Below are 17,530 nucleotides of genomic sequence, written 5' to 3' on the forward strand. Positions count from 1 at the left end.
GCGCGGTGCGGGCGGTGCCGCGGTCCTCCGCCGGGGGCCAGGTCGCGGCGACCGCGTCACGTAACGCGACGTTGACACGGGCCGACTAGATTCACGCCATGGCCGACCTCTTCGACGACTACCCGGCCGGTACCGCGTGGGACGAGATGATCGGCCCGGACGGCGAGATCCGGACGGCGTACCGCCACGTGCACTCGACGCTGGCGCAGCTGTCGGCGGGTGAGCTGCGCGCGCGGGCGGACACGCTGGCGCGGTCGTACCTCAAGCAGGGCGTCACGTTCGACTTCGCCGGTGAGGAGCGTCCGTTCCCCCTGGACGTCGTCCCGCGCGTGATGGCGGGCGACGAGTGGGAGCACGTGGCCCCCGGCGTGTCGCAGCGGGTACGGGCGCTGGAGGCGTTCCTGGCGGACGTCTACGGTCCGCAGAAGTCGGTCGCCGACGGCGTCGTGCCGCGCTCGGTCGTCGTCTCGTCCAACCACTTCCACCGGGCCGCACGGGGCATCGAGCCGCCCAACGGCGTGCGCGTGCACGTCTCCGGGATCGACCTGGTGCGGGACTCCCTCGGTGGCTGGCGCGTGCTCGAGGACAACGTGCGGGTGCCGTCCGGTGTCAGCTACGTGCTGTCGAACCGTCGCGCCATGGCGCAGACGTTCCCCGAGCTGTTCGCCACGCTGCGGATCCGGCCGGTCGTGGACTACTCGCGCCGCCTGCTCGCGGCGCTCACCGCGGCCGCGCCCCACGGCGTCGACGACCCGACGGTGGTCGTCCTGACGCCGGGGGTCTTCAACTCGGCGTACTTCGAGCACACGCTCCTCGCCCGGACCATGGGCGTCGAGCTCGTCGAAGGGCGGGACCTGTACGTCTCCGGGGGTCGGGTCTGGATGCGCACGACGCAGGGGCGCCGCCGCGTCGACGTCATCTACCGCCGGGTCGACGACGAGTTCATCGACCCCGTGACGTTCCGGTCCGACTCGCTGCTGGGCTGCCCGGGCATCATGACCTGCGCGCGCCTCGGCAACGTCACCATCGCCAACGCCGTGGGCAACGGCGTCGCGGACGACAAGCTGCTCTACACCTACGTCCCCGACCTCATCCGGTACCACCTGGGCGAGGAGCCGATCCTGCCGAACGTGGACACGTGGCGGCTCGAGGACCCGGGCGCGCTCGAGGAGGTGCTGGACCGGCTGCCCGAGCTCGTCGTGAAGCCGGTCGACGGGTCGGGTGGCAAGGGTCTGGTGGTCGGGCCGCGCGCGACCCCTGCCGAGCTCGACGTGCTGCGCGCCCGGCTGCGGGAGGACCCCCGTGGCTGGATCGCGCAGCCGGTCGTCCAGCTCTCGACCGTCCCGACGCTCGTGGAGGACGGCCTGCGCCCGCGGCACGTCGACCTGCGGCCGTTCGCCGTGAACGACGGCGACTCGGTCTACGTGCTGCCCGGCGGCCTGACCCGGGTGGCGCTGCCGGAGGGCCAGCTGGTCGTCAACTCCTCGCAGGGCGGCGGCTCCAAGGACACCTGGGTCCTGGGCGGCCGCGTCCCGCGCCGGGCCCAGACGCAGAGCCAGTCGCGGCCGAAGGCCGTCCCCAAGGACGCGTCCGTGCCGATCGACTCCAACCCGTCCGACGCCCGCGTGCAGGTCATGCAGCAGCAGCAACAGCAGCAGCAGCGGACGACCGGGGGTGCGACGTGCTGAGCCGCATCGCGGAGTCGCTGTTCTGGATCGGCCGGTACGTCGAGCGCGCGGACGACACCGCCCGCCTGCTCGACGTCCACGTGCAGATCCTGCTCGAGGACCCGTGGGCCGAGGAGGACCTGGCCTGCCGCTCGCTGCTGTCCGTCATGGACCGCCCGGCTCCGCCCGACGACCTCGAGGTGGGGCGCGAGCACGTCCTGGACATCCTGGCGTACGACCGGTTCTCGCCCTCGTCGATCGCCGGTGCCCTGGTGGCCGCCCGCGAGAACGCGCGCCGGGCGCGGGAGATCGTCTCGACCGAGCTGTGGGAGTGCCTCAACACCAGCTGGAACCAGCTGCCGTCCCAGATGCGTCCGGCCCGCCCGCACGACTACTTCACCTGGGTGCGGGAGCGGGCCGCGATCGTCACCGGGATCATGGAGTCGACGACGTCGCGGGACGAGACCTGGCACTTCATGGTCCTCGGGCGGTCGATCGAGCGCGCCGACATGACCGCGCGGCTGCTGACGACGCGCGCGCTGGCCGGGTCGGCCGGCCCGAGCTGGGCCACGCTGCTGCGCTCCTGCGGGGCGCACGAGGCGTTCCTGCGCACCTACCGCGGCAACGCGTCCGACGAGCGCGCGGCGGGCTTCCTGCTGCTCGACCGCCTGTTCCCGCGGTCGATCGTCTACGCCCTGAACGAGGCGGAGGCGTCGCTCGCGGCGCTGGAGCCGATCGCCGACCGCGCGACCATCGACGACGCGCGCCGCCACATCGGCCACGTCCGGACGAGCCTGGAGTACCGCCCGCTGATGGAGATCGTGGACGACCTGCCGAAGGAGATGGAGCTGGTGCAGCGTGCGTGCTCGGCGGCGTCCGACGCGATCCGCGGGCGGTACTTCCCGTCCGGGGCCGAGCTGACCTGGGTGGGGGAGGCGCTGTGAGCCGCCTGCGGATCGTGCACACGTCCACGTTCCGGTACGCCGACCCCGTGGTGGCGTCGTACAACGAGGCGCGCATGACGCCGCTGTCCCAGCCGGGGCAGTCGGTGCTCGAGACCCGCGTCGAGGTCCACCCGCAGACGTGGACCCACGACTACCGGGACTACTGGGGGACCCACGTCACGGCGTTCGAGGTGCTGGCGCCGCACCGCTCGCTGGTGCTGACGGCGGAGCACCTGGTCGAGGTCGCCGAGCGCCCCGGGCCGACCGCGTCGGTGGGCTGGGAGGTGCTGCGTGGGCCGGAGGTGCGGGACCGGCTGTCCGAGCACCTCGCGGACACCAGCACGACCGAGGTGCCCGACGACGTCGTGGAGATCGCGCGCCGCGCGGCGACCGGCCTCGAGCCGTCGGACGCCGCCGAGGCGGTGTGCCTCGCCGTGCGCGACGAGCTGGAGTACATCCCCGGCGCCACGACCGTGCACACCCCGGCCGCGGAGGCGTGGGCCAAGCGCACCGGGGTGTGCCAGGACATGGCGCACCTCGCGCTCGGTGCGCTGCGGTCGGTCGGCATCCCGGCGCGCTACGTGTCCGGCTACCTGCACCCCGACACGTCCGGTGAGCTCGGCGCGACCGTCACGGGCGAGTCGCACGCGTGGGTCGAGTGGTGGGCGGGGGAGTGGACCGGGTACGACCCGACCAACCGCGTGCGTGCCGGGGAGCACCACGTGGTGCTCGGGCGTGGTCGCTGCTACGACGACGTCCCGCCCCTGCGCGGCATCTACGCCGGGCCGCGCACGCAGGACCTGCAGGTGCAGGTGCGGATCACGCGCGAGGCCTGAGCCGTGCCGTGAGGGTGAACGACGCCGGCAGCCTCTCGGGCCGGTCCGTCAGCCGGCACTCACCCGTCGCGGCGTCGTGGGTCATCAGACCGGCCAGCGCGTCCCACGGCACGCTGTCGTGCTCGTGCAGCCCGGTGATCTCCATGCCGGCATCCAGCACGGCCGTCACGATCTCGCCGAGGCCGTGGTTCCACTCGACCGAGAGCGGTGCCGCGACGGGCTCGCCGCCCGTGTAGGTGAAGGTGTCGTGCCAGCGCAGCGGCTCGGGCTGCTCGAAGTACGGCAGCTCCAGCGCGGGCGTCGCCGTGCCGGGTGCGGTGATCCAGGGCTGCTGGGCCCGATCGGGATGCTCCGCGCCGACCACCATCCCCAGGGACGCGAGCAGGACGGGGTGCGCGTCGCGGACGAACAGCCGCCCGCCCGGCCGCAGAAGCCCAGCCACGGTCCGGGCCCAGCGCTCGATGCTGGGCAGCCAGCACAGCGCGCCGATGCCCGTGTACACGAGGTCGAACCGCGCCGGTCCGAGCACGTCGACCGCGCTGTACACGTCCGACACGACGTACTCGACGTCGGTCCCCGCGCGGGCTGCCAGGTCCTGCGCGGCAGCGATCGCGTCGCCCGACAGGTCGAGACCGGTGACCCTCGCCCCCAGCCGCGCGAGGCTGAGCGTGTCGGTGCCGAGGTGGCACTGCAGGTGCACCGCGTCCAGGCCGGCGATGTCACCGAGGCGCGGCAGGTCGAACCGCACGACACCGGACAGGGCCGTCGGGTCGGCGACCAGCTCGTGCGTGCCGTACCCGCTCGCGAGGTGCACCGGCACCCGGGCGTCCCAGTTGGCGCGGTTGATCGCGAGGTAGTCGTCCATGCGCCGGACCGTAGCCCTGCGGCCGTCCGCCGTGCACGAGGAAATCTGCGCGCACGAGCAGGTCAGGGGGTCAGGGGACCTCCCAGTGCCGCTTGCAGGGCGGCACGGTCGCCCGTCGCCGCGAGGTGCGGGTCGTCGAGCGTCGTGCGTCCCCACAGCAGCAGGGCGAGCGAGGCCGCCGGACCGGCCACCTCGGCGAGGGGCGCCGCAGGCGCGTCGTCCCGCGCGTGCACGGTCCACGTCCGGCCCGCGTCCGTCGCGGCGAGCCCGACCCGCACCGGCGACGCTGTCGACCGGCCCAGTCGCACCTGGCGGGGATGCATCACGTGCACGACCTCGTCGACCGTGTCGGCCCACAGCGCGGGCGGGACCTCCAGGGGCAGGTCGCCGGCGGTCCGCAGGTCCCACAGGTGCACGAGGGTCTCGTGGACCTGGCGGCGGTGCCAGAAGCGCACGACGCCGCTGTCGTCGAGGGTCCAGGCGGGTGCGGCCGGGTCGAGGGCCGCGAGGGTCTCGTACAGCTCGGCGGCCTGCGCGGCGTACAGGTCGTCCAGGACGAACGGGCCGCGGCCGAGCGGGGTCTCCTGGCGGCGGCGCGCCTGCCCGGCGGCCCAGTGGTGGATCCGGGCGAGGTGCACCACGAGGTGGCGCACGCGCCAGCGCCCGCACCACGGCACCGGCACGTCCGGCGCCACCTCGCCGATGCCGGTGCGGAACCGCTCCTGCAGCGCGGCCAGCGTCGCCAGGTCCGGCTCGGAGCCGGGCACCGTCGTCACGGCTGCGTCGCCCAGGTCGCGTGTCATGGGACCATGGTGGTGTCCGCCGCCGACACCCGACAGGGTCGGGTCCGCCACCGGGGGTCGGGATCCCGCCGACCACGGGCGAGCCCGGCGTCGCGACGGCACCAGCGCCACGGTCGACCGACCGCCCACAGATCGTCCAGAAGCCGGAGAACGCCGAGTTGCCGATCCCGTCCGCCACCGCCGCCGAGGCGATCCGTCCCTCGGCGACCGCACCCGAGCTGCTGCGCAACTTCTGCATCATCGCGCACATCGACCACGGCAAGTCGACGCTCGCCGACCGGATGCTGCAGCTGACGGGCGTCGTGGACGCGCGCGCCATGCGTGCGCAGTACCTCGACCGGATGGACATCGAGCGCGAGCGCGGCATCACGATCAAGTCGCAGGCCGTGCGCATGCCGTGGGGGGTCGCGGACGCGACGGGCACCGTGCAGCCGTACGCGCTCAACATGATCGACACCCCGGGCCACGTCGACTTCACGTACGAGGTGTCGCGCTCGCTCGCGGCGTGCGAGGGTGCCGTCCTGCTGGTCGACGCCGCCCAGGGGATCGAGGCCCAGACGCTCGCCAACCTCTACCTGGCGCTCGAGAACGACCTGCAGATCATCCCCGTCCTCAACAAGATCGACCTGCCGGCGGCGCAGCCGGAGAAGTACGCCGAGGAGCTCGCCAAGCTCATCGGCGGCGAGCCGGAGGACTGCCTGAAGGTCTCGGGCAAGACCGGCGTCGGGGTCGAGGCGCTCCTGGACCGCATCGTCGAGCTGGTCCCGCCGCCCACGGGCGACGCGGACGCGCCCGCGCGCGCGATGATCTTCGACTCCGTCTACGACACCTACCGCGGCGTCGTCACGTACGTCCGCGTGGTCGACGGCAACCTGAACCCGCGCGAGAAGATCGTCATGATGTCGACGCGCGCGACGCACGAGCTGCTCGAGATCGGCGTGAGCTCCCCGGAGCCGGTTCCGACCAAGGGGCTCGGTGTCGGCGAGGTCGGCTACCTCATCACCGGCGTGAAGGACGTGCGCCAGTCCAAGGTCGGCGACACGATCACCAACGCCGGCAAGCCGGCCGCGGAGGCGCTCGGTGGGTACTCGGACCCCAAGCCGATGGTGTTCTCCGGGCTCTACCCGATCGACGGGACCGACTACCCGATCCTGCGCGACGCGCTCGACAAGCTGAAGCTCAACGACGCGGCGCTGAACTACGAGCCGGAGACGTCGGTCGCGCTCGGGTTCGGCTTCCGCGTCGGGTTCCTCGGCCTGCTGCACCTGGAGATCGTGCGCGAACGGCTCGAGCGCGAGTTCGACCTCGACCTGATCTCGACCGCCCCGAACGTGGTCTACGAGGTCACGCTCGAGGACAAGAGCGTGGTCACGGTCACCAACCCGAGCGAGTTCCCCTCGGGCAAGATCCTGGCCGTGCGGGAGCCGATGGTGAAGGCGACCATCCTGGCCCCGTCCGAGTTCATCGGCGCGATCATGGAGCTGTGCCAGACCAAGCGCGGTGAGCTCCAGGGCATGGACTACCTCTCCGAGGACCGCGTCGAGCTGCGCTACGTGCTGCCGATGGCCGAGATCGTGTTCGACTTCTTCGACCAGCTCAAGTCCCGGACGCGCGGCTACGCGAGCCTCGACTACGAGCGCGTCGGGGACCAGGTCGCCGACCTGGTCAAGGTCGACATCCTCCTGCAGGGCGAGACGGTCGACGCGTTCAGCGCGATCGTGCACAAGGAGAAGGCCTACGCCTACGGCGTCATGATGACGGCCAAGCTCAAGGACCTCATCCCGCGCCAGCAGTTCGAGGTGCCGATCCAGGCGGCGATCGGCGCCCGCATCATCGCCCGCGAGACCATCCGGGCCATCCGCAAGGACGTCCTGGCCAAGTGCTACGGCGGTGACATCTCCCGCAAGCGCAAGCTCCTGGAGAAGCAGAAGGAGGGCAAGAAGCGCATGAAGACCATCGGTCGGGTCGACGTGCCGCAGGAGGCCTTCATCGCCGCGCTGTCGTCGGACGGCGGCGGCGGCAAGGACGCCAAGGACGCGAAGAAGAAGTGAGCAGCGTGGCCACGGGCGGTGCCCGGTGAGCCCCGCGCTGCCCGACGGCGACCCCGCCCCCGCGGACGGTGCGCTGCCCGCCTCGGCCGCCGAGGGTGCGCAGGGCCGCGCCTTCGGCGTGTACCTGCACGTGCCGTTCTGCGCCGTGCGCTGCGGGTACTGCGACTTCAACACCTACACGGCCACCGAGCTCGGTGGCGGGGCGAGCCTCGCCGCGTACGCCGGCACCGCGCTGAGCGAGGTCGCGCTCGCGGACCGGGTGCTGCGGGCGGCCGGGCTGCCCCCGCGCGAGGTGGCCACCGTCTTCGTGGGCGGGGGCACCCCGACGCTGCTGCCCGTGGACGACCTGGTCCGGATGCTCGACGGGGTGCGGGACACGTGGGGTCTGGCCCCGGGCGCCGAGGTCACGACGGAGGCCAACCCCGACTCGGTCACGCCCGACGGCCTGGCGCGGCTGGCCGCAGCCGGCGTGACGCGCGTGTCGTTCGGCATGCAGTCCGCCGTCCCGCACGTGCTGCGCACGCTCGAGCGCACCCACGACCCCGACCGGATCCCCGACGTCGTGCGCTGGGCACGCGACGCGGGGCTGCGGGTCTCGCTCGACCTGATCTACGGCACGCCGGGGGAGTCGCTCGACGACTGGCGACGGTCCCTGGACGCCGCGCTCGCCACGGGGGTCGACCACGTGAGCGCCTACGCCCTGGTGGTGGAGCCCGGCACGCGCATGGCGGTGCAGGTGCGCCGCGGCGAGCTGACGCTGCCCGACGAGGACGACCAGGCGACCAAGTACGAGCTGGCGGACGACCTGCTGACCGCGGCGGGCCTGCACTGGTACGAGGTGAGCAACTGGGCGCGCACACCGGCCGACGCCTCACGGCACAACCTCGGCTACTGGCGCGGCGACGACTGGTGGGGGATCGGCCCCGGGGCGCACAGCCACGTCGGCGGCGTGCGGTGGTGGAACGTCAAGCACCCGCGGGCGTACGCCGACCGGCTGGGGCGCGGGCTGAGTCCCGCCGCGGGGCGTGAGGTCGTCGACGGTGCGACGGCGGAGCTGGAGCGGGTGATGCTGCGCGTGCGCATCGCGGAGGGCCTGCTGGTCGACGACCTGCCCGCGGGTGCACGTCCGGCGGTCGCGGGGCTCGTCGCGGACGGGCTGGTCGACCCGCGCGCCGCGCTCGGTGGTGACGGTCCGCGCCGGGTCGTCCTGACCCGACGGGGCCGGCTGCTGGCCGACGCGGTCGTGCGGGCGCTCACCGTCTGACCGGTGCGCGTCCCCGGCTCAGGGGACCAGCCGCAGCGTCAGCGGGTAGCGGTACCACTCCCACCGGCTCGCGGCGACGGCGGCGAGGATCTCCAGGACCACCCACAGCACGGAGGCGACCAGCAGGACGAGCGCCGGGACGCCGAACAGGACCAGCGACAGGAGCGCGCCGGCGACGACGGCGATCAGTACCGTCAGCTGGAAGTTCAGCGACTCCTTGGCGTGGTGCTCGAGGAACGGCCCGCAGCCCTGGAAGACGAGCCAGACGACGAGCGGCGCCAGGAACCCCAGCCCGAGGAGCGGCAGCAGGTGGACGAGGATCGCTCAGGTCCGCTCGTCCTCCGGGCGCAGCGGGGAGACGGGTGCAGGTGCGTCCCACCCGGACGGGGGTGCGGGCGTGCTCACCGGACGAGCTCGAGGCTGTACGGGTAGCGGTACGACCCGCCGCGGTACACGGCGGCGGCCGCGACGATCGAGAGCACGAGCGCGACGACCCCGACCGCGAGCTTGCCGATCCACCCGATGATCCCGATCACGGGGAACTGCTCCACGACGTGCAGCACGACCATCGCGATGAGCGCCGTGAGCTGGAAGTTGAGCGCGACGCGCGCCTCCTGCGCCGCGGCCCGGTCCTGGTCCCGCTGGACCAGCCAGACCACGAGGGACACGACCCACCCCGCGAACAGGTAGGTGAGCACACCGCCGAGGTGCGCCACCATCGCCAGGGTGTTGCCCGGCGCGGGCGGGCGGGGCGGTGTGTCCCGGGGGTCGTACGACACGGGGCGGCTCCAGGAGTGGTCGGTGGTGGCGGGCGTCCGCAGCGTACGGCCCGGTGACCGGGGCGCGCCACGGTCGGCGGCGCGGTGCCTTGACACGCCGCAGGGCGGGTGGGTTCCCTGCGAGGAGGGCGTGTCCGCGCCCTGGTCACGCCTGGAGGCACGCATGAGCGAGAACACCGGCGGCACGCCGCCGAGCGACGACGGCGGCAGCGCGGTCCCGCCGCCCCCGCCCGCCCACGGCGAGGGCGCCCACGAGGTGCCGGGCCCGCCCTCCGCCCCCGGTGAGGCCGCGCGGGACGTGCCGCCCGCGCAGGCTCCCACGCCCCCGCCGGTGGCACCGGGCCCGGCCGCGCAGGACGTGCCGCCCCCGCAGCCTCCGACACCGCCGCCGGGCGGGTACCCGCCGCCGGGGGCCGGCTCCCCGCCGTACCCGCCACCCGCCACCTCGTCCGGGCCCGGGAGCACCCCGCCCGCCGCGCCCTACGGCGCACCGTCGCCCTACGGCACCCCGCCGGCCCACGGCGCACCGCCGCCCTACGGCGCACCGCCGCCCTACGGCACGCCGGGTCAGCAGTCGCCGTACGGCCGGCCGTACGCGTCGCCGTCCGGTCCGGTCGACATCGGTGCCGGGTTCTCGTGGTCGTTCTCGAAGTTCGGGCAGAACTGGGCGGCCTTCGTGCTGGGTGGCCTGGTGTGGTTCGTCGTCATCGCGGTCGTCGCGGTGATCGGTGCAGCGATGGTCGGCGGCGTCGCCGCCGTCATCGGGTCCGGGGACGCACCCGGTGTGCTCGCGGGCATCGGTGGCTCCATCGGCATCACGATCTACGCCGCCCTGCTGCTGCTCCTGCTCGTCCTGTTCGGTGCGGCGTTCGTCAAGGCCGCACTCAAGGTCGCCGACGGCCGCCCGCTGTCGATCGGTGACCTGTTCGACACGTCGTCCGCGGGTCAGCTGCTGCTGTTCGCGCTCATCGCCTGTGCCGCCGGCGTCGTGGCGAGCGTCATCCCGTTCCTCGGTCAGGTCGCGCTGTTCGTCGCCGGGTTCTTCGTGTTCTACGCGGTGGTCGCGATCGTGGACCGCGGCGAGAGCGCGGTGCAGGCGATCCGCACGAGCGTGAACCTGCAGACGCGCGACCTCGGCACGGCGATCCTGGTGTACCTCGTCGTCGCGCTGGTCAGCTGGGTCGGCAGCCTGGTGTGCGGGATCGGTGTGCTGGTCTCGCTGCCGGTCGGCGCCCTGCTGACCGTGTACGCCTACCGTCGTCTGACCGACGGGCGTCTCGCGGCCTGAGCCGCACGCAAGACGCGGGGGCCCCGTCCGCCGGGCGGACGGGGCCCCCGCGTCGTCGGCGTCAGGCGGTGACGAAGTCGATGAGCTCCTCGACGCGGCCCAGCAGGCTCGGCTCGAGGTCCGCGTACGAGCGCACCGAGCGCAGGATGCGCTGCCAGGCCCGCGCCACGTCCGCCTGGTCGTCCGCCGGCCACCCCAGCTCGCGCAGGATGCCGCGCTTCCACTCCGTGCCGCGCTCGATGGTCGGCCACGCGTCGAGCCCGACGCGCTCGGGGCGCACGGCCTGCCACACGTCGACGTACGGGTGCCCGAGCACCAGGACGGTCCCGGCGGGCGCGGCACGCAGGGCGTCGGCCGCGATGCGGCTCTCCTTGGAGCCGGGGACGAGGTGGTCGACGAGCACGCCGACGCGCCGGTCCGCGCTCGGGCGGAAGTCCCGCAGGGCGTCCGCGAGGTGGTCGACACCGTCGAGCAGCTCGACGACGACGCCTTCGACGCGCAGGTCGTCGCCCCAGACCTTCTCGACCAGCTCCGCGTCGTGCTTGCCCTCGACCCAGATGCGCGATCCGCGCGCCACGCGGGCCCGCGCGTCCGGCACGGCCACCGACCCCGACGCGGTGCGGGTGGGTCGCGCGGGTGCCCGCGAGGTCACCGGCGCCGTGAGCACCACCGGCTGGCCGTCGACCCAGAACCCGGGACCGAGCCGGAACGTCCGCGTGCGCCCGCGCCGGTCCTCGAGGACCACGACGTGCTGGCCCCCGGACTTCTCGACGCGGACGACGGCGCCGACCCATCCGGTCTCGACGTCCTCGACGACCAGACCGGGCTCGGCGGCCTGCTCGCGGGACGTGCGCGCGGGGCGGTGGTGGACGGGACGGGACGGGGAGCGGTCGCCCGACAGCACGTCGGAGCCGTAGCGGTCGTCGGTCACGCGGGCACTCTAGGAGGTCCCGGCGCGCCGCCGCGGCGGACGCGCGGGGACGGTGGCGGGGACGGTGCGGGGGACGCCACCCCGCCTCCTGGACGTGCGCGTAGAATTGGCACTCGGTACGGGCGAGTGCTACCCAGGACGCCGCGGTGCGGCGCCGCGGGGGCGCTCGAGGGCCACGGGGGCAGGAGGGAGCGACATGAGCATCAGCGAGGACCGGCGGCTGGACGTGCTGCGCGCCATCGTCGAGGACTACGTCGCGACCCGTGAGCCCGTGGGCTCGCGCGCCCTGGCGGAGCGCCACGCGCTCGGCGTCTCGCCGGCCACCATCCGCAACGACATGGCCGCGCTCGAGGAGGCCGGGCTCATCGTCCAGCCGCACACGTCGGCCGGTCGCGTGCCCACCGACCTGGGCTACCGCGAGTTCGTCGACCGCCTGTCGGGCGTGCGTCCCCTGTCCGCCGCGGAGAAGCGGGCGATCGGCACGCTGCTCGAGGAGGCGGTGGACCTCGACGACGTCATCGACCGTGCGGTGCGGCTCATCGCCCAGCTGACGCACCAGGTGGCGATCGTGCAGTACCCGTCGCTGCGCCGCTCGGCGCTGCGGCACGTCGAGCTCGTCCCTGTCGGTGAGCGTCACCTGCTCGTCGTCATCATCACCACGACGGGTCGCGTCGAGCAGCGCACCCTGGAGCTCACCACCGACCTCGACGAGGCCGTCGTGGCGCGGCTGCGCGTGCGGTTGAACGTCGTCGCCGCGGGCCTGCGCCTCGCCGAGCTGGACGGCGCTCTCGAGGCTCTCGCCGCCGAGTTCACGTCGGGCGGCGAGGACCTCGCCCGCTCGGTCGTCGCGGTCGTGGCCGAGACCCTCGCGCAGGAGCGGGAGGAGCGGGTCGTGGTCGCGGGTGCGTCGCACCTGGCCCGCAGCGCCAACGCCGACTTCCCGCACACCATCGGACCCGTCCTCGAGGCCCTCGAGGAGCAGGTCGTGCTGCTGCGCCTGCTGTCCGAGATGGCGGAGGACTCCGGCGGCGTCGCGGTGCGGATCGGCCGCGAGACCCAGCACGAGGGGCTGGCCGAGACCAGCATCGTCACCAGCGGGTACGGCGGCGACGGGTCGTCCGTCGCCGTGCTCGGGGCCGTCGGCCCGCTGCGCATGGACTACCCCCAGACCATGGCGGCGGTCCGTGCCGTCGCCCGGTACCTCACCCGGATCCTTGCGGGCTGACCGGTACGCCCCGCGGACGCGCCGCCGGGCGCGCCGCGCGCGCGGCCGGGCACGCCACCCACGAGCAGGAAGCGAGCAGCACGCCACGTGACCGACTACTACGAGATCCTCGGCCTGCCGCGCGACGCGACGCCCGAGCAGATCAAGAAGGCCTACCGCCGGCTCGCCCGTGAGCTGCACCCCGACGTGGCGGGCACCGACCCCGCGTCCGAGGAGCGGTTCAAGGACGTGTCGCGCGCCTACGACGTGCTGGGCAACCCGGAGAAGCGTCGCGCCTACGACATGGGCGCCGACCCCGCGTCCCCGGGCGGTGGCATGGGCGGCGGCTTCGGGTTCCAGGACATCTTCGAGACGTTCTTCGGCGCCGCCGCGGGCGGTGCTCCGCGCGGCCCGGTGGCGCGTGCCCGGCGCGGGCAGGACGCCCTGGTGCGCCTCGACCTGGACCTGGCCGAGACCGCGTTCGGCGTCCACCGCGAGGTGCAGGTGGACACGGCGGTGCTGTGCCCCACGTGCGGTGGCACCTGCTGCCGGCCCGGCACCTCGCCGCGCACCTGCGAGGTCTGCGGCGGGCGCGGGTCCGTGCAGCGGGTGGCACGCTCGTTCCTCGGGCAGGTCATGACGACGCAGCCCTGCGCGGCCTGCCACGGGTTCGGCACGGTCATCCCCGAGCCGTGCACCGAGTGCGCCGGCGAGGGCCGCGTGCGGTCCCGGCGGACGCTGTCGGTGGACGTGCCCGCGGGCGTCGACACCGGCACGCGCATCAAGCTGACCGGTCAGGGTGAGGTCGGCCCGGCCGGCGGTCCGGCGGGCGACGTGTACCTCGAGGTCCGCGAGCGCAAGCACGACACGTTCGTGCGACGCGGCGACGACCTGCACGCGACGCTCCAGGTGCCCATGACCGCGGCCGCGCTCGGCACGGTCCTGTCGATGGAGACCCTCGACGGGCCGCAGGAGGTCGACCTGCGCCCGGGCACGCAGCCGGGGGAGGTCGTCACGCTGCGCGGGCTGGGGATCGGGCACCTGCACGTGGGCGGCCGCGGGGACCTGCACGTGCACGTGGAGGTCCAGGTGCCCACCCCCGCCGACGACGAGCAGGCCGAGCTGCTGCGTCGTCTCGCCGTGCTGCGCGGCGAGGAGCGCCCCGAGGCACGCTTCGCCGCGGCCAACCCCGGGATGTTCGCCAAGCTGCGCGACAAGCTCGCGGGCCGGTGAGCGCGCCGGTCTTCGTCGTCGAGCCCGGCCGGCTCGCCGACGTGCGGCCCGGAGGGGAGTACCTCCTGGACGGCACGGAGGGCCGGCACGCCGGCGTCGTGCAGCGCCGCGGACCGGGGGAGCGCGTCGACGTGGTCGACTGCGCCGGCGTCCGGCTCGTCGGCCGGGTGCGGACCGCCGGCCCCGAGGGGGTGCGCGTGGACGTCGAGGACGTCGTCGTCGAGCCCGAGCCCGTCCCGCGGCTGGTGCTCGTGCAGGCTCTGGCCAAGGGCGATCGTGACGAGATGGCCGTCGAGGCGGCCACCGAGGTCGGGGTCGACGGGGTCGTGCCCTGGCAGGCCGAGCGCTCCGTGGTGATCTGGCGGGGCGAGCGCGCGCAGAAGAGCCGCGCTCGCTGGGTCGGGACGGCGCGCGCGGCGACGAAGCAGTCCCGGCGCGCCCGCATGCCCGTGGTCGAGGAGGCCCTCGACGACCGCGGGCTCGTCGCGCGCGTCGCGTCGACCGTCGCGGCCGGCGGGACGGCCGTCGTCCTCCACGAGTCCGCCACGACACCGCTGCACGGCGTCCCGACGCCCGCCGGGGGCGAGGTGCTGGTCGTCGTCGGCCCCGAGGGCGGCATCAGCGACCGCGAGCTGGAGGCCCTCACCGGGGCAGGCGCCGTGGTCTGCCGGCTGGGCCCGCACGTGCTGCGGACGTCCACGGCAGGCCCCGTGGCCCTGGCGATGCTCGCGGACCGGCTCGGCCGCTGGGGCTGACGGCTCCGGCAGGTGCTGGTCCGCCGTCCCGTGCAGGAGGGGACGTGGGGGCGGCGGTGCGCGACGGGGAGAGAGGTGCCGCCGCCCCCACCGGTCCGGTGTGTCAGCGCGAGTCGCTGCCCTCGTGCTCGATCGCCGCGCGGCCGGCCTCGAGCCGGGCGATCGGCACCCGGAACGGCGAGCAGGACACGTAGTCCAGGCCCACGGCGTCGAAGAACCGGATGGACTCCGGGTCGCCGCCGTGCTCGCCGCACACGCCCAGGGTCAGGTCGGGCCGGGTCGCACGTCCGCGCTCGACCGCGATCTGCACGAGCTGTCCGACGCCCTTGACGTCGAGCGTCTCGAACGGCGACACCGACAGCACGCCGTTCGCGGTGTACTGCGCGAAGAACGCACCCTCCACGTCGTCGCGGCTGAAGCCCCACGTCGTCTGCGTGAGGTCGTTGGTGCCGAACGAGAAGAACTGCGCCTGCGCCGCGATGCGGTCCGCGGTCAGCGCCGCCCGCGGCAGCTCGATCATGCACCCGACCGGCAGGTCGACGGTGACGCCCTGCTCGGCGCTGACCTCCGCCATGATCGCCACGGCGCGCTCGCGGACCAGGCGCAGCTCCTGCACCGAGCCCACCAGCGGGACCATGATCTCGGCGTGCGGGTCGCCGCCGGCGGCCAGCCGGGCCGCCACCGCCTCGGCCACCGCGCGGATCTGCAGGTCGAACAGCCCGGGGATGACCAGCCCCAGCCGGACACCGCGCAGACCGAGCATCGGGTTCGCCTCGTGCATGCGGCGCACCGCGGCGAGCAGCGTGACGTCGTGCTCGTCGACCTCGCCGCGCTCGGCCTGCAGCGCGACCTTGACCGACAGGTCGGTGAGGTCCGGGAGGAACTCGTGCAGCGGGGGGTCGATGAGCCGGATCGTCGTCGGCAGCCCGTCCATGGCGGCGAGGATGTCCGTGAAGTCCTGGCGCTGCAGCGGCAGCAGGGCGTCGAGCGCCGCCTGCCGCTCGGTGTCGTCGGCCGCGAGCACGACCCGCTCGACGAGCACACGGCGCTCGCCGAGGAACATGTGCTCGGTGCGGCACAGGCCGATGCCCTGCGCACCCAGGTGCCGGGCGCGTGCGGCGTCCTCCGCCGTGTCGGCGTTGGCGTGCACGTGCAGCCGGCGGCTCGCGTCGGCGTGCCGCAGGATCCGGTCGACGGCCCGCACCAGCTCGCGGGTCTCGTCGTCGGGGGCCTCGGCCAGCGCGACGTCCAGACCGTCCTCGAGGTAGCGCTGCACGGGCGAGGGGACCACGGGGACGTCGCCCAGGACGACGTCGCCGCTCGTGCCGTCGATCGCGATGACGTCGCCCTCGTGGACGGTGTGCCCGCGCGCCGTCATGGTGCGGGCCTCGGAGTCGATGACCAGCTCCTCGGCACCGACCACGCAGGTGCGGCCCATGCCGCGCGCCACGACGGCCGCGTGCGACGTCTTGCCGCCGCGCGCCGTGAGCACCCCGACCGCGGCGATCATGCCGCCGAGGTCGTCGGGGTTGGTCTCGCGGCGCACGAGGATGACGTCCTTGCCGTCGGCCGCCCACTGCGCCGCCGTGGCCGGGTCGAACACGGCCATGCCGACCGCAGCGCCCGGCGACGCCGCCATGCCCCGCGTCAGCAGCACGCGGTCGGAGTCGTCGTCCACCGGGGCGAACTGCGGGAACTGCAGCTGCGAGAGCTGGGCGCCCGTCACGCGGGACAGGGCCTCGTCCATCGTGATGAGGTGCTCGTCGACCAGCTGGCACGCGATGCGGAACGCCGCGGGTGCGGTGCGCTTGCCCACGCGGGTCTGCAGCATCCACAGCTTGCCACGCTCGATCGTGAACTCGATGTCGCACAGATCGCGGTAGTGGGTCTCGAGCCGGCGCATCGCCTGCAGCAGCTCGGCGTGCGCCGCGGGGTCGACCTCCTCGAGGTCCGCGAGCGACAGGGTGTTGCGGATGCCCGCGACCACGTCCTCGCCCTGGGCGTTGACGAGGTAGTCGCCGAACTCGCCCGTGCGGCCCGACGCGGGGTCGCGGGTGAACGCCACGCCCGTGCCGGAGGTCGGCCCGAGGTTGCCGAACACCATCGAGCAGACGTTGACGGCCGTGCCCAGGTCGTCCGGGATGCGCTCCTTGCGGCGGTACAGCCGGGCGCGCTCGGTGCCCCAGGAGTCGAAGACCGCGACGATCGCCATGTCGAGCTGCTCGCGCGGGTGCTGCGGGAACTCGCGGCCCGACTGCTCGCGCACGATCTGCTTGTACGTGCCGACCAGCGTGCGCAGGTCGTCCGCGTCGAGGTCGACGTCGGCGGTGACGCCGCGCGCGGCCTTCGCCTTGTCGAGCGCCTCGGAGAAGAGGTCGCCGTCGATGTCGAGCACCGTGCGGCCGAACATCTGGATGAGCCGGCGGTAGGAGTCCCACGCGAAGCGCTCGTCGCCGGAGAGCTCGGCCAGGCCCTGCACCGAGGCGTCGTTCAGTCCGACGTTGAGGACGGTCTCCATCATCCCGGGCATCGAGAACTTGGCACCGGAGCGCACGGACACCAGCAGCGGGTCGTGGAAGTCGCCGAGCCGTCGGCCCAGCTGGTCCTCCAGGTGGCGGACGGCCATGGTGACCTCGACCCGCAGCTCGGGCGGCACCTCGCCGGTGCGCATGTACGCCCGGCACGCCTCCGTCGTGATGGTGAACCCGGGGGGCACCGGCAGGCCCAGCCGGGTCATCTCGGCGAGGTTCGCCCCCTTGCCGCCCAGCAGGTCCTTCTGGTCCTTGTCGCCCTCGCTGAAGTCCTTGACGTACCGCGCCATGGTGCTTCCTCCGTCGCCACGCAACACCACCGGGCTCCGTTGCCCGGCTCTGCCCACCAGTGTTCTCCCGCTCGGGCGCCGGTGCCCGG

Annotated in this window: 15 protein-coding genes; 9 read left to right on the forward strand and 6 right to left on the reverse strand. The window is 73.9% G+C overall.

All coding sequences use genetic code 11. The features are described from left to right. Window positions 1–98: 98 nt before the first annotated feature. Genes J1G43_RS08370 through J1G43_RS08380 form a run of 3 tightly spaced genes read left to right on the forward strand, consistent with a single transcriptional unit; the run spans window position 99 to window position 3,447 of the window. Entirely contained in the window at window positions 99–1,688 is a 1,590-nt protein-coding gene (locus tag J1G43_RS08370) for a circularly permuted type 2 ATP-grasp protein (protein ID WP_207341038.1), read from the forward strand. Next, window positions 1,682–2,611 carry an alpha-E domain-containing protein gene (locus J1G43_RS08375; RefSeq protein WP_207341039.1) on the forward strand — a complete coding sequence of 310 codons (930 nt, stop codon included), beginning with the start codon at window positions 1,682–1,684 and terminating at the stop codon, window positions 2,609–2,611. The genes J1G43_RS08370 and J1G43_RS08375 overlap by 7 nt, the downstream gene beginning before the upstream one ends. Continuing rightward, window positions 2,608–3,447 carry a transglutaminase family protein gene (locus tag J1G43_RS08380; protein WP_207341040.1) on the forward strand — a complete coding sequence of 280 codons (840 nt, stop codon included), beginning with the start codon at window positions 2,608–2,610 and terminating at the stop codon, window positions 3,445–3,447. Before J1G43_RS08375 ends, J1G43_RS08380 begins: the two co-directional genes overlap by 4 nt. On the opposite strand, the gene J1G43_RS08385 is transcribed toward J1G43_RS08380, so the two are convergent. Together J1G43_RS08385 and J1G43_RS08390 are read right to left on the reverse strand one after the other, a co-directional pair. Next, on the reverse strand, window positions 3,431–4,312 hold the full coding sequence (locus J1G43_RS08385; protein WP_207370591.1) for a bifunctional 2-polyprenyl-6-hydroxyphenol methylase/3-demethylubiquinol 3-O-methyltransferase UbiG: 882 nt from the start codon (window positions 4,310–4,312) through the stop codon (window positions 3,431–3,433). The two genes, J1G43_RS08380 and J1G43_RS08385, sit on opposite strands and share 17 nt — an antisense overlap. Window positions 4,313–4,374: 62 nt before the next feature. Beyond that, window positions 4,375–5,115 (reverse strand): maleylpyruvate isomerase family mycothiol-dependent enzyme, encoded by a 741-nt coding sequence (locus tag J1G43_RS08390; RefSeq protein WP_207378318.1) that lies wholly within the window; start codon window positions 5,113–5,115, stop codon window positions 4,375–4,377. 158 nt (window positions 5,116–5,273) lie between these two features. Here J1G43_RS08390 and lepA point away from each other — a divergent pair, with 158 nt between their 5' ends. After that, the gene (lepA, locus tag J1G43_RS08395; protein WP_278186609.1) at window positions 5,274–7,166 is read left to right on the forward strand and encodes a translation elongation factor 4; all 1,893 of its coding nucleotides are present in this window, start codon (window positions 5,274–5,276) and stop codon (window positions 7,164–7,166) included. Window positions 7,167–7,191: 25 nt separating this feature from the next. Continuing rightward, window positions 7,192–8,430, forward strand: coding sequence for a radical SAM family heme chaperone HemW (hemW, locus tag J1G43_RS08400; protein WP_207378319.1), 1,239 nt, complete (start codon window positions 7,192–7,194; stop codon window positions 8,428–8,430). 18 nt (window positions 8,431–8,448) lie between these two features. Here hemW and J1G43_RS08405 read toward each other — a convergent pair whose 3' ends face one another. After that, window positions 8,449–8,751 (reverse strand): DUF4870 domain-containing protein, encoded by a 303-nt coding sequence (locus J1G43_RS08405; protein ID WP_307859557.1) that lies wholly within the window; start codon window positions 8,749–8,751, stop codon window positions 8,449–8,451. 80 nt (window positions 8,752–8,831) lie between these two features. Continuing rightward, window positions 8,832–9,209: a DUF4870 domain-containing protein gene (locus J1G43_RS08410; protein ID WP_207378320.1), complete on the reverse strand. Its 378-nt coding sequence runs from the start codon at window positions 9,207–9,209 to the stop codon at window positions 8,832–8,834. Between the two features lie 163 nt (window positions 9,210–9,372). On the opposite strand from J1G43_RS08410, the gene J1G43_RS08415 reads away from it, so the two are divergent. Then, window positions 9,373–10,497, forward strand: coding sequence for a hypothetical protein (locus tag J1G43_RS08415; protein ID WP_207341046.1), 1,125 nt, complete (start codon window positions 9,373–9,375; stop codon window positions 10,495–10,497). Window positions 10,498–10,558: 61 nt separating this feature from the next. Here J1G43_RS08415 and J1G43_RS08420 read toward each other — a convergent pair whose 3' ends face one another. Further along, the gene (locus J1G43_RS08420; protein ID WP_207341047.1) at window positions 10,559–11,428 is read right to left on the reverse strand and encodes a DUF3097 domain-containing protein; all 870 of its coding nucleotides are present in this window, start codon (window positions 11,426–11,428) and stop codon (window positions 10,559–10,561) included. A 202-nt stretch (window positions 11,429–11,630) separates the two neighbouring features. On the opposite strand from J1G43_RS08420, the gene hrcA reads away from it, so the two are divergent. The 3 genes from hrcA to J1G43_RS08435 all read left to right on the forward strand — a co-directional run bounded on the left by hrcA (window position 11,631) and on the right by J1G43_RS08435 (window position 14,620). After that, window positions 11,631–12,653, forward strand: a complete 1,023-nt coding sequence (gene hrcA / locus J1G43_RS08425; protein WP_207341259.1) for a heat-inducible transcriptional repressor HrcA — start codon at window positions 11,631–11,633, stop codon at window positions 12,651–12,653. 87 nt (window positions 12,654–12,740) lie between these two features. Then, complete coding sequence (gene dnaJ, locus J1G43_RS08430) at window positions 12,741–13,865, forward strand: molecular chaperone DnaJ (RefSeq protein ID WP_207341048.1); 1,125 nt, start codon at window positions 12,741–12,743, stop codon at window positions 13,863–13,865. Next, complete coding sequence (locus tag J1G43_RS08435; RefSeq protein ID WP_207378321.1) at window positions 13,862–14,620, forward strand: 16S rRNA (uracil(1498)-N(3))-methyltransferase; 759 nt, start codon at window positions 13,862–13,864, stop codon at window positions 14,618–14,620. Before dnaJ ends, J1G43_RS08435 begins: the two co-directional genes overlap by 4 nt. 103 nt (window positions 14,621–14,723) lie before the next feature. Here J1G43_RS08435 and ppdK read toward each other — a convergent pair whose 3' ends face one another. Then, the gene (ppdK, locus tag J1G43_RS08440; RefSeq protein WP_207378322.1) at window positions 14,724–17,441 is read right to left on the reverse strand and encodes a pyruvate, phosphate dikinase; all 2,718 of its coding nucleotides are present in this window, start codon (window positions 17,439–17,441) and stop codon (window positions 14,724–14,726) included. Between the last annotated feature and the right edge of the window lie 89 nt (window positions 17,442–17,530).

Source organism: Cellulomonas sp. zg-ZUI22 (assembly GCF_017353535.1).
Classification (GTDB): Bacteria; Actinomycetota; Actinomycetes; order Actinomycetales; family Cellulomonadaceae; genus Cellulomonas; species Cellulomonas wangleii.

Coding starts and splice junctions, on each gene's coding strand:
- J1G43_RS08415 (WP_207341046.1), top strand. CDS start 9,373: ATGAGCGAGAACACCGGCGGCACGCCGCCGAGCGACGACGGCGGCAGC.
- J1G43_RS08390 (WP_207378318.1), bottom strand. CDS start 5,115: ATGACACGCGACCTGGGCGACGCAGCCGTGACGACGGTGCCCGGCTCC.
- J1G43_RS08385 (WP_207370591.1), bottom strand. CDS start 4,312: ATGGACGACTACCTCGCGATCAACCGCGCCAACTGGGACGCCCGGGTG.
- ppdK (WP_207378322.1), bottom strand. CDS start 17,441: ATGGCGCGGTACGTCAAGGACTTCAGCGAGGGCGACAAGGACCAGAAG.
- J1G43_RS08370 (WP_207341038.1), top strand. CDS start 99: ATGGCCGACCTCTTCGACGACTACCCGGCCGGTACCGCGTGGGACGAG.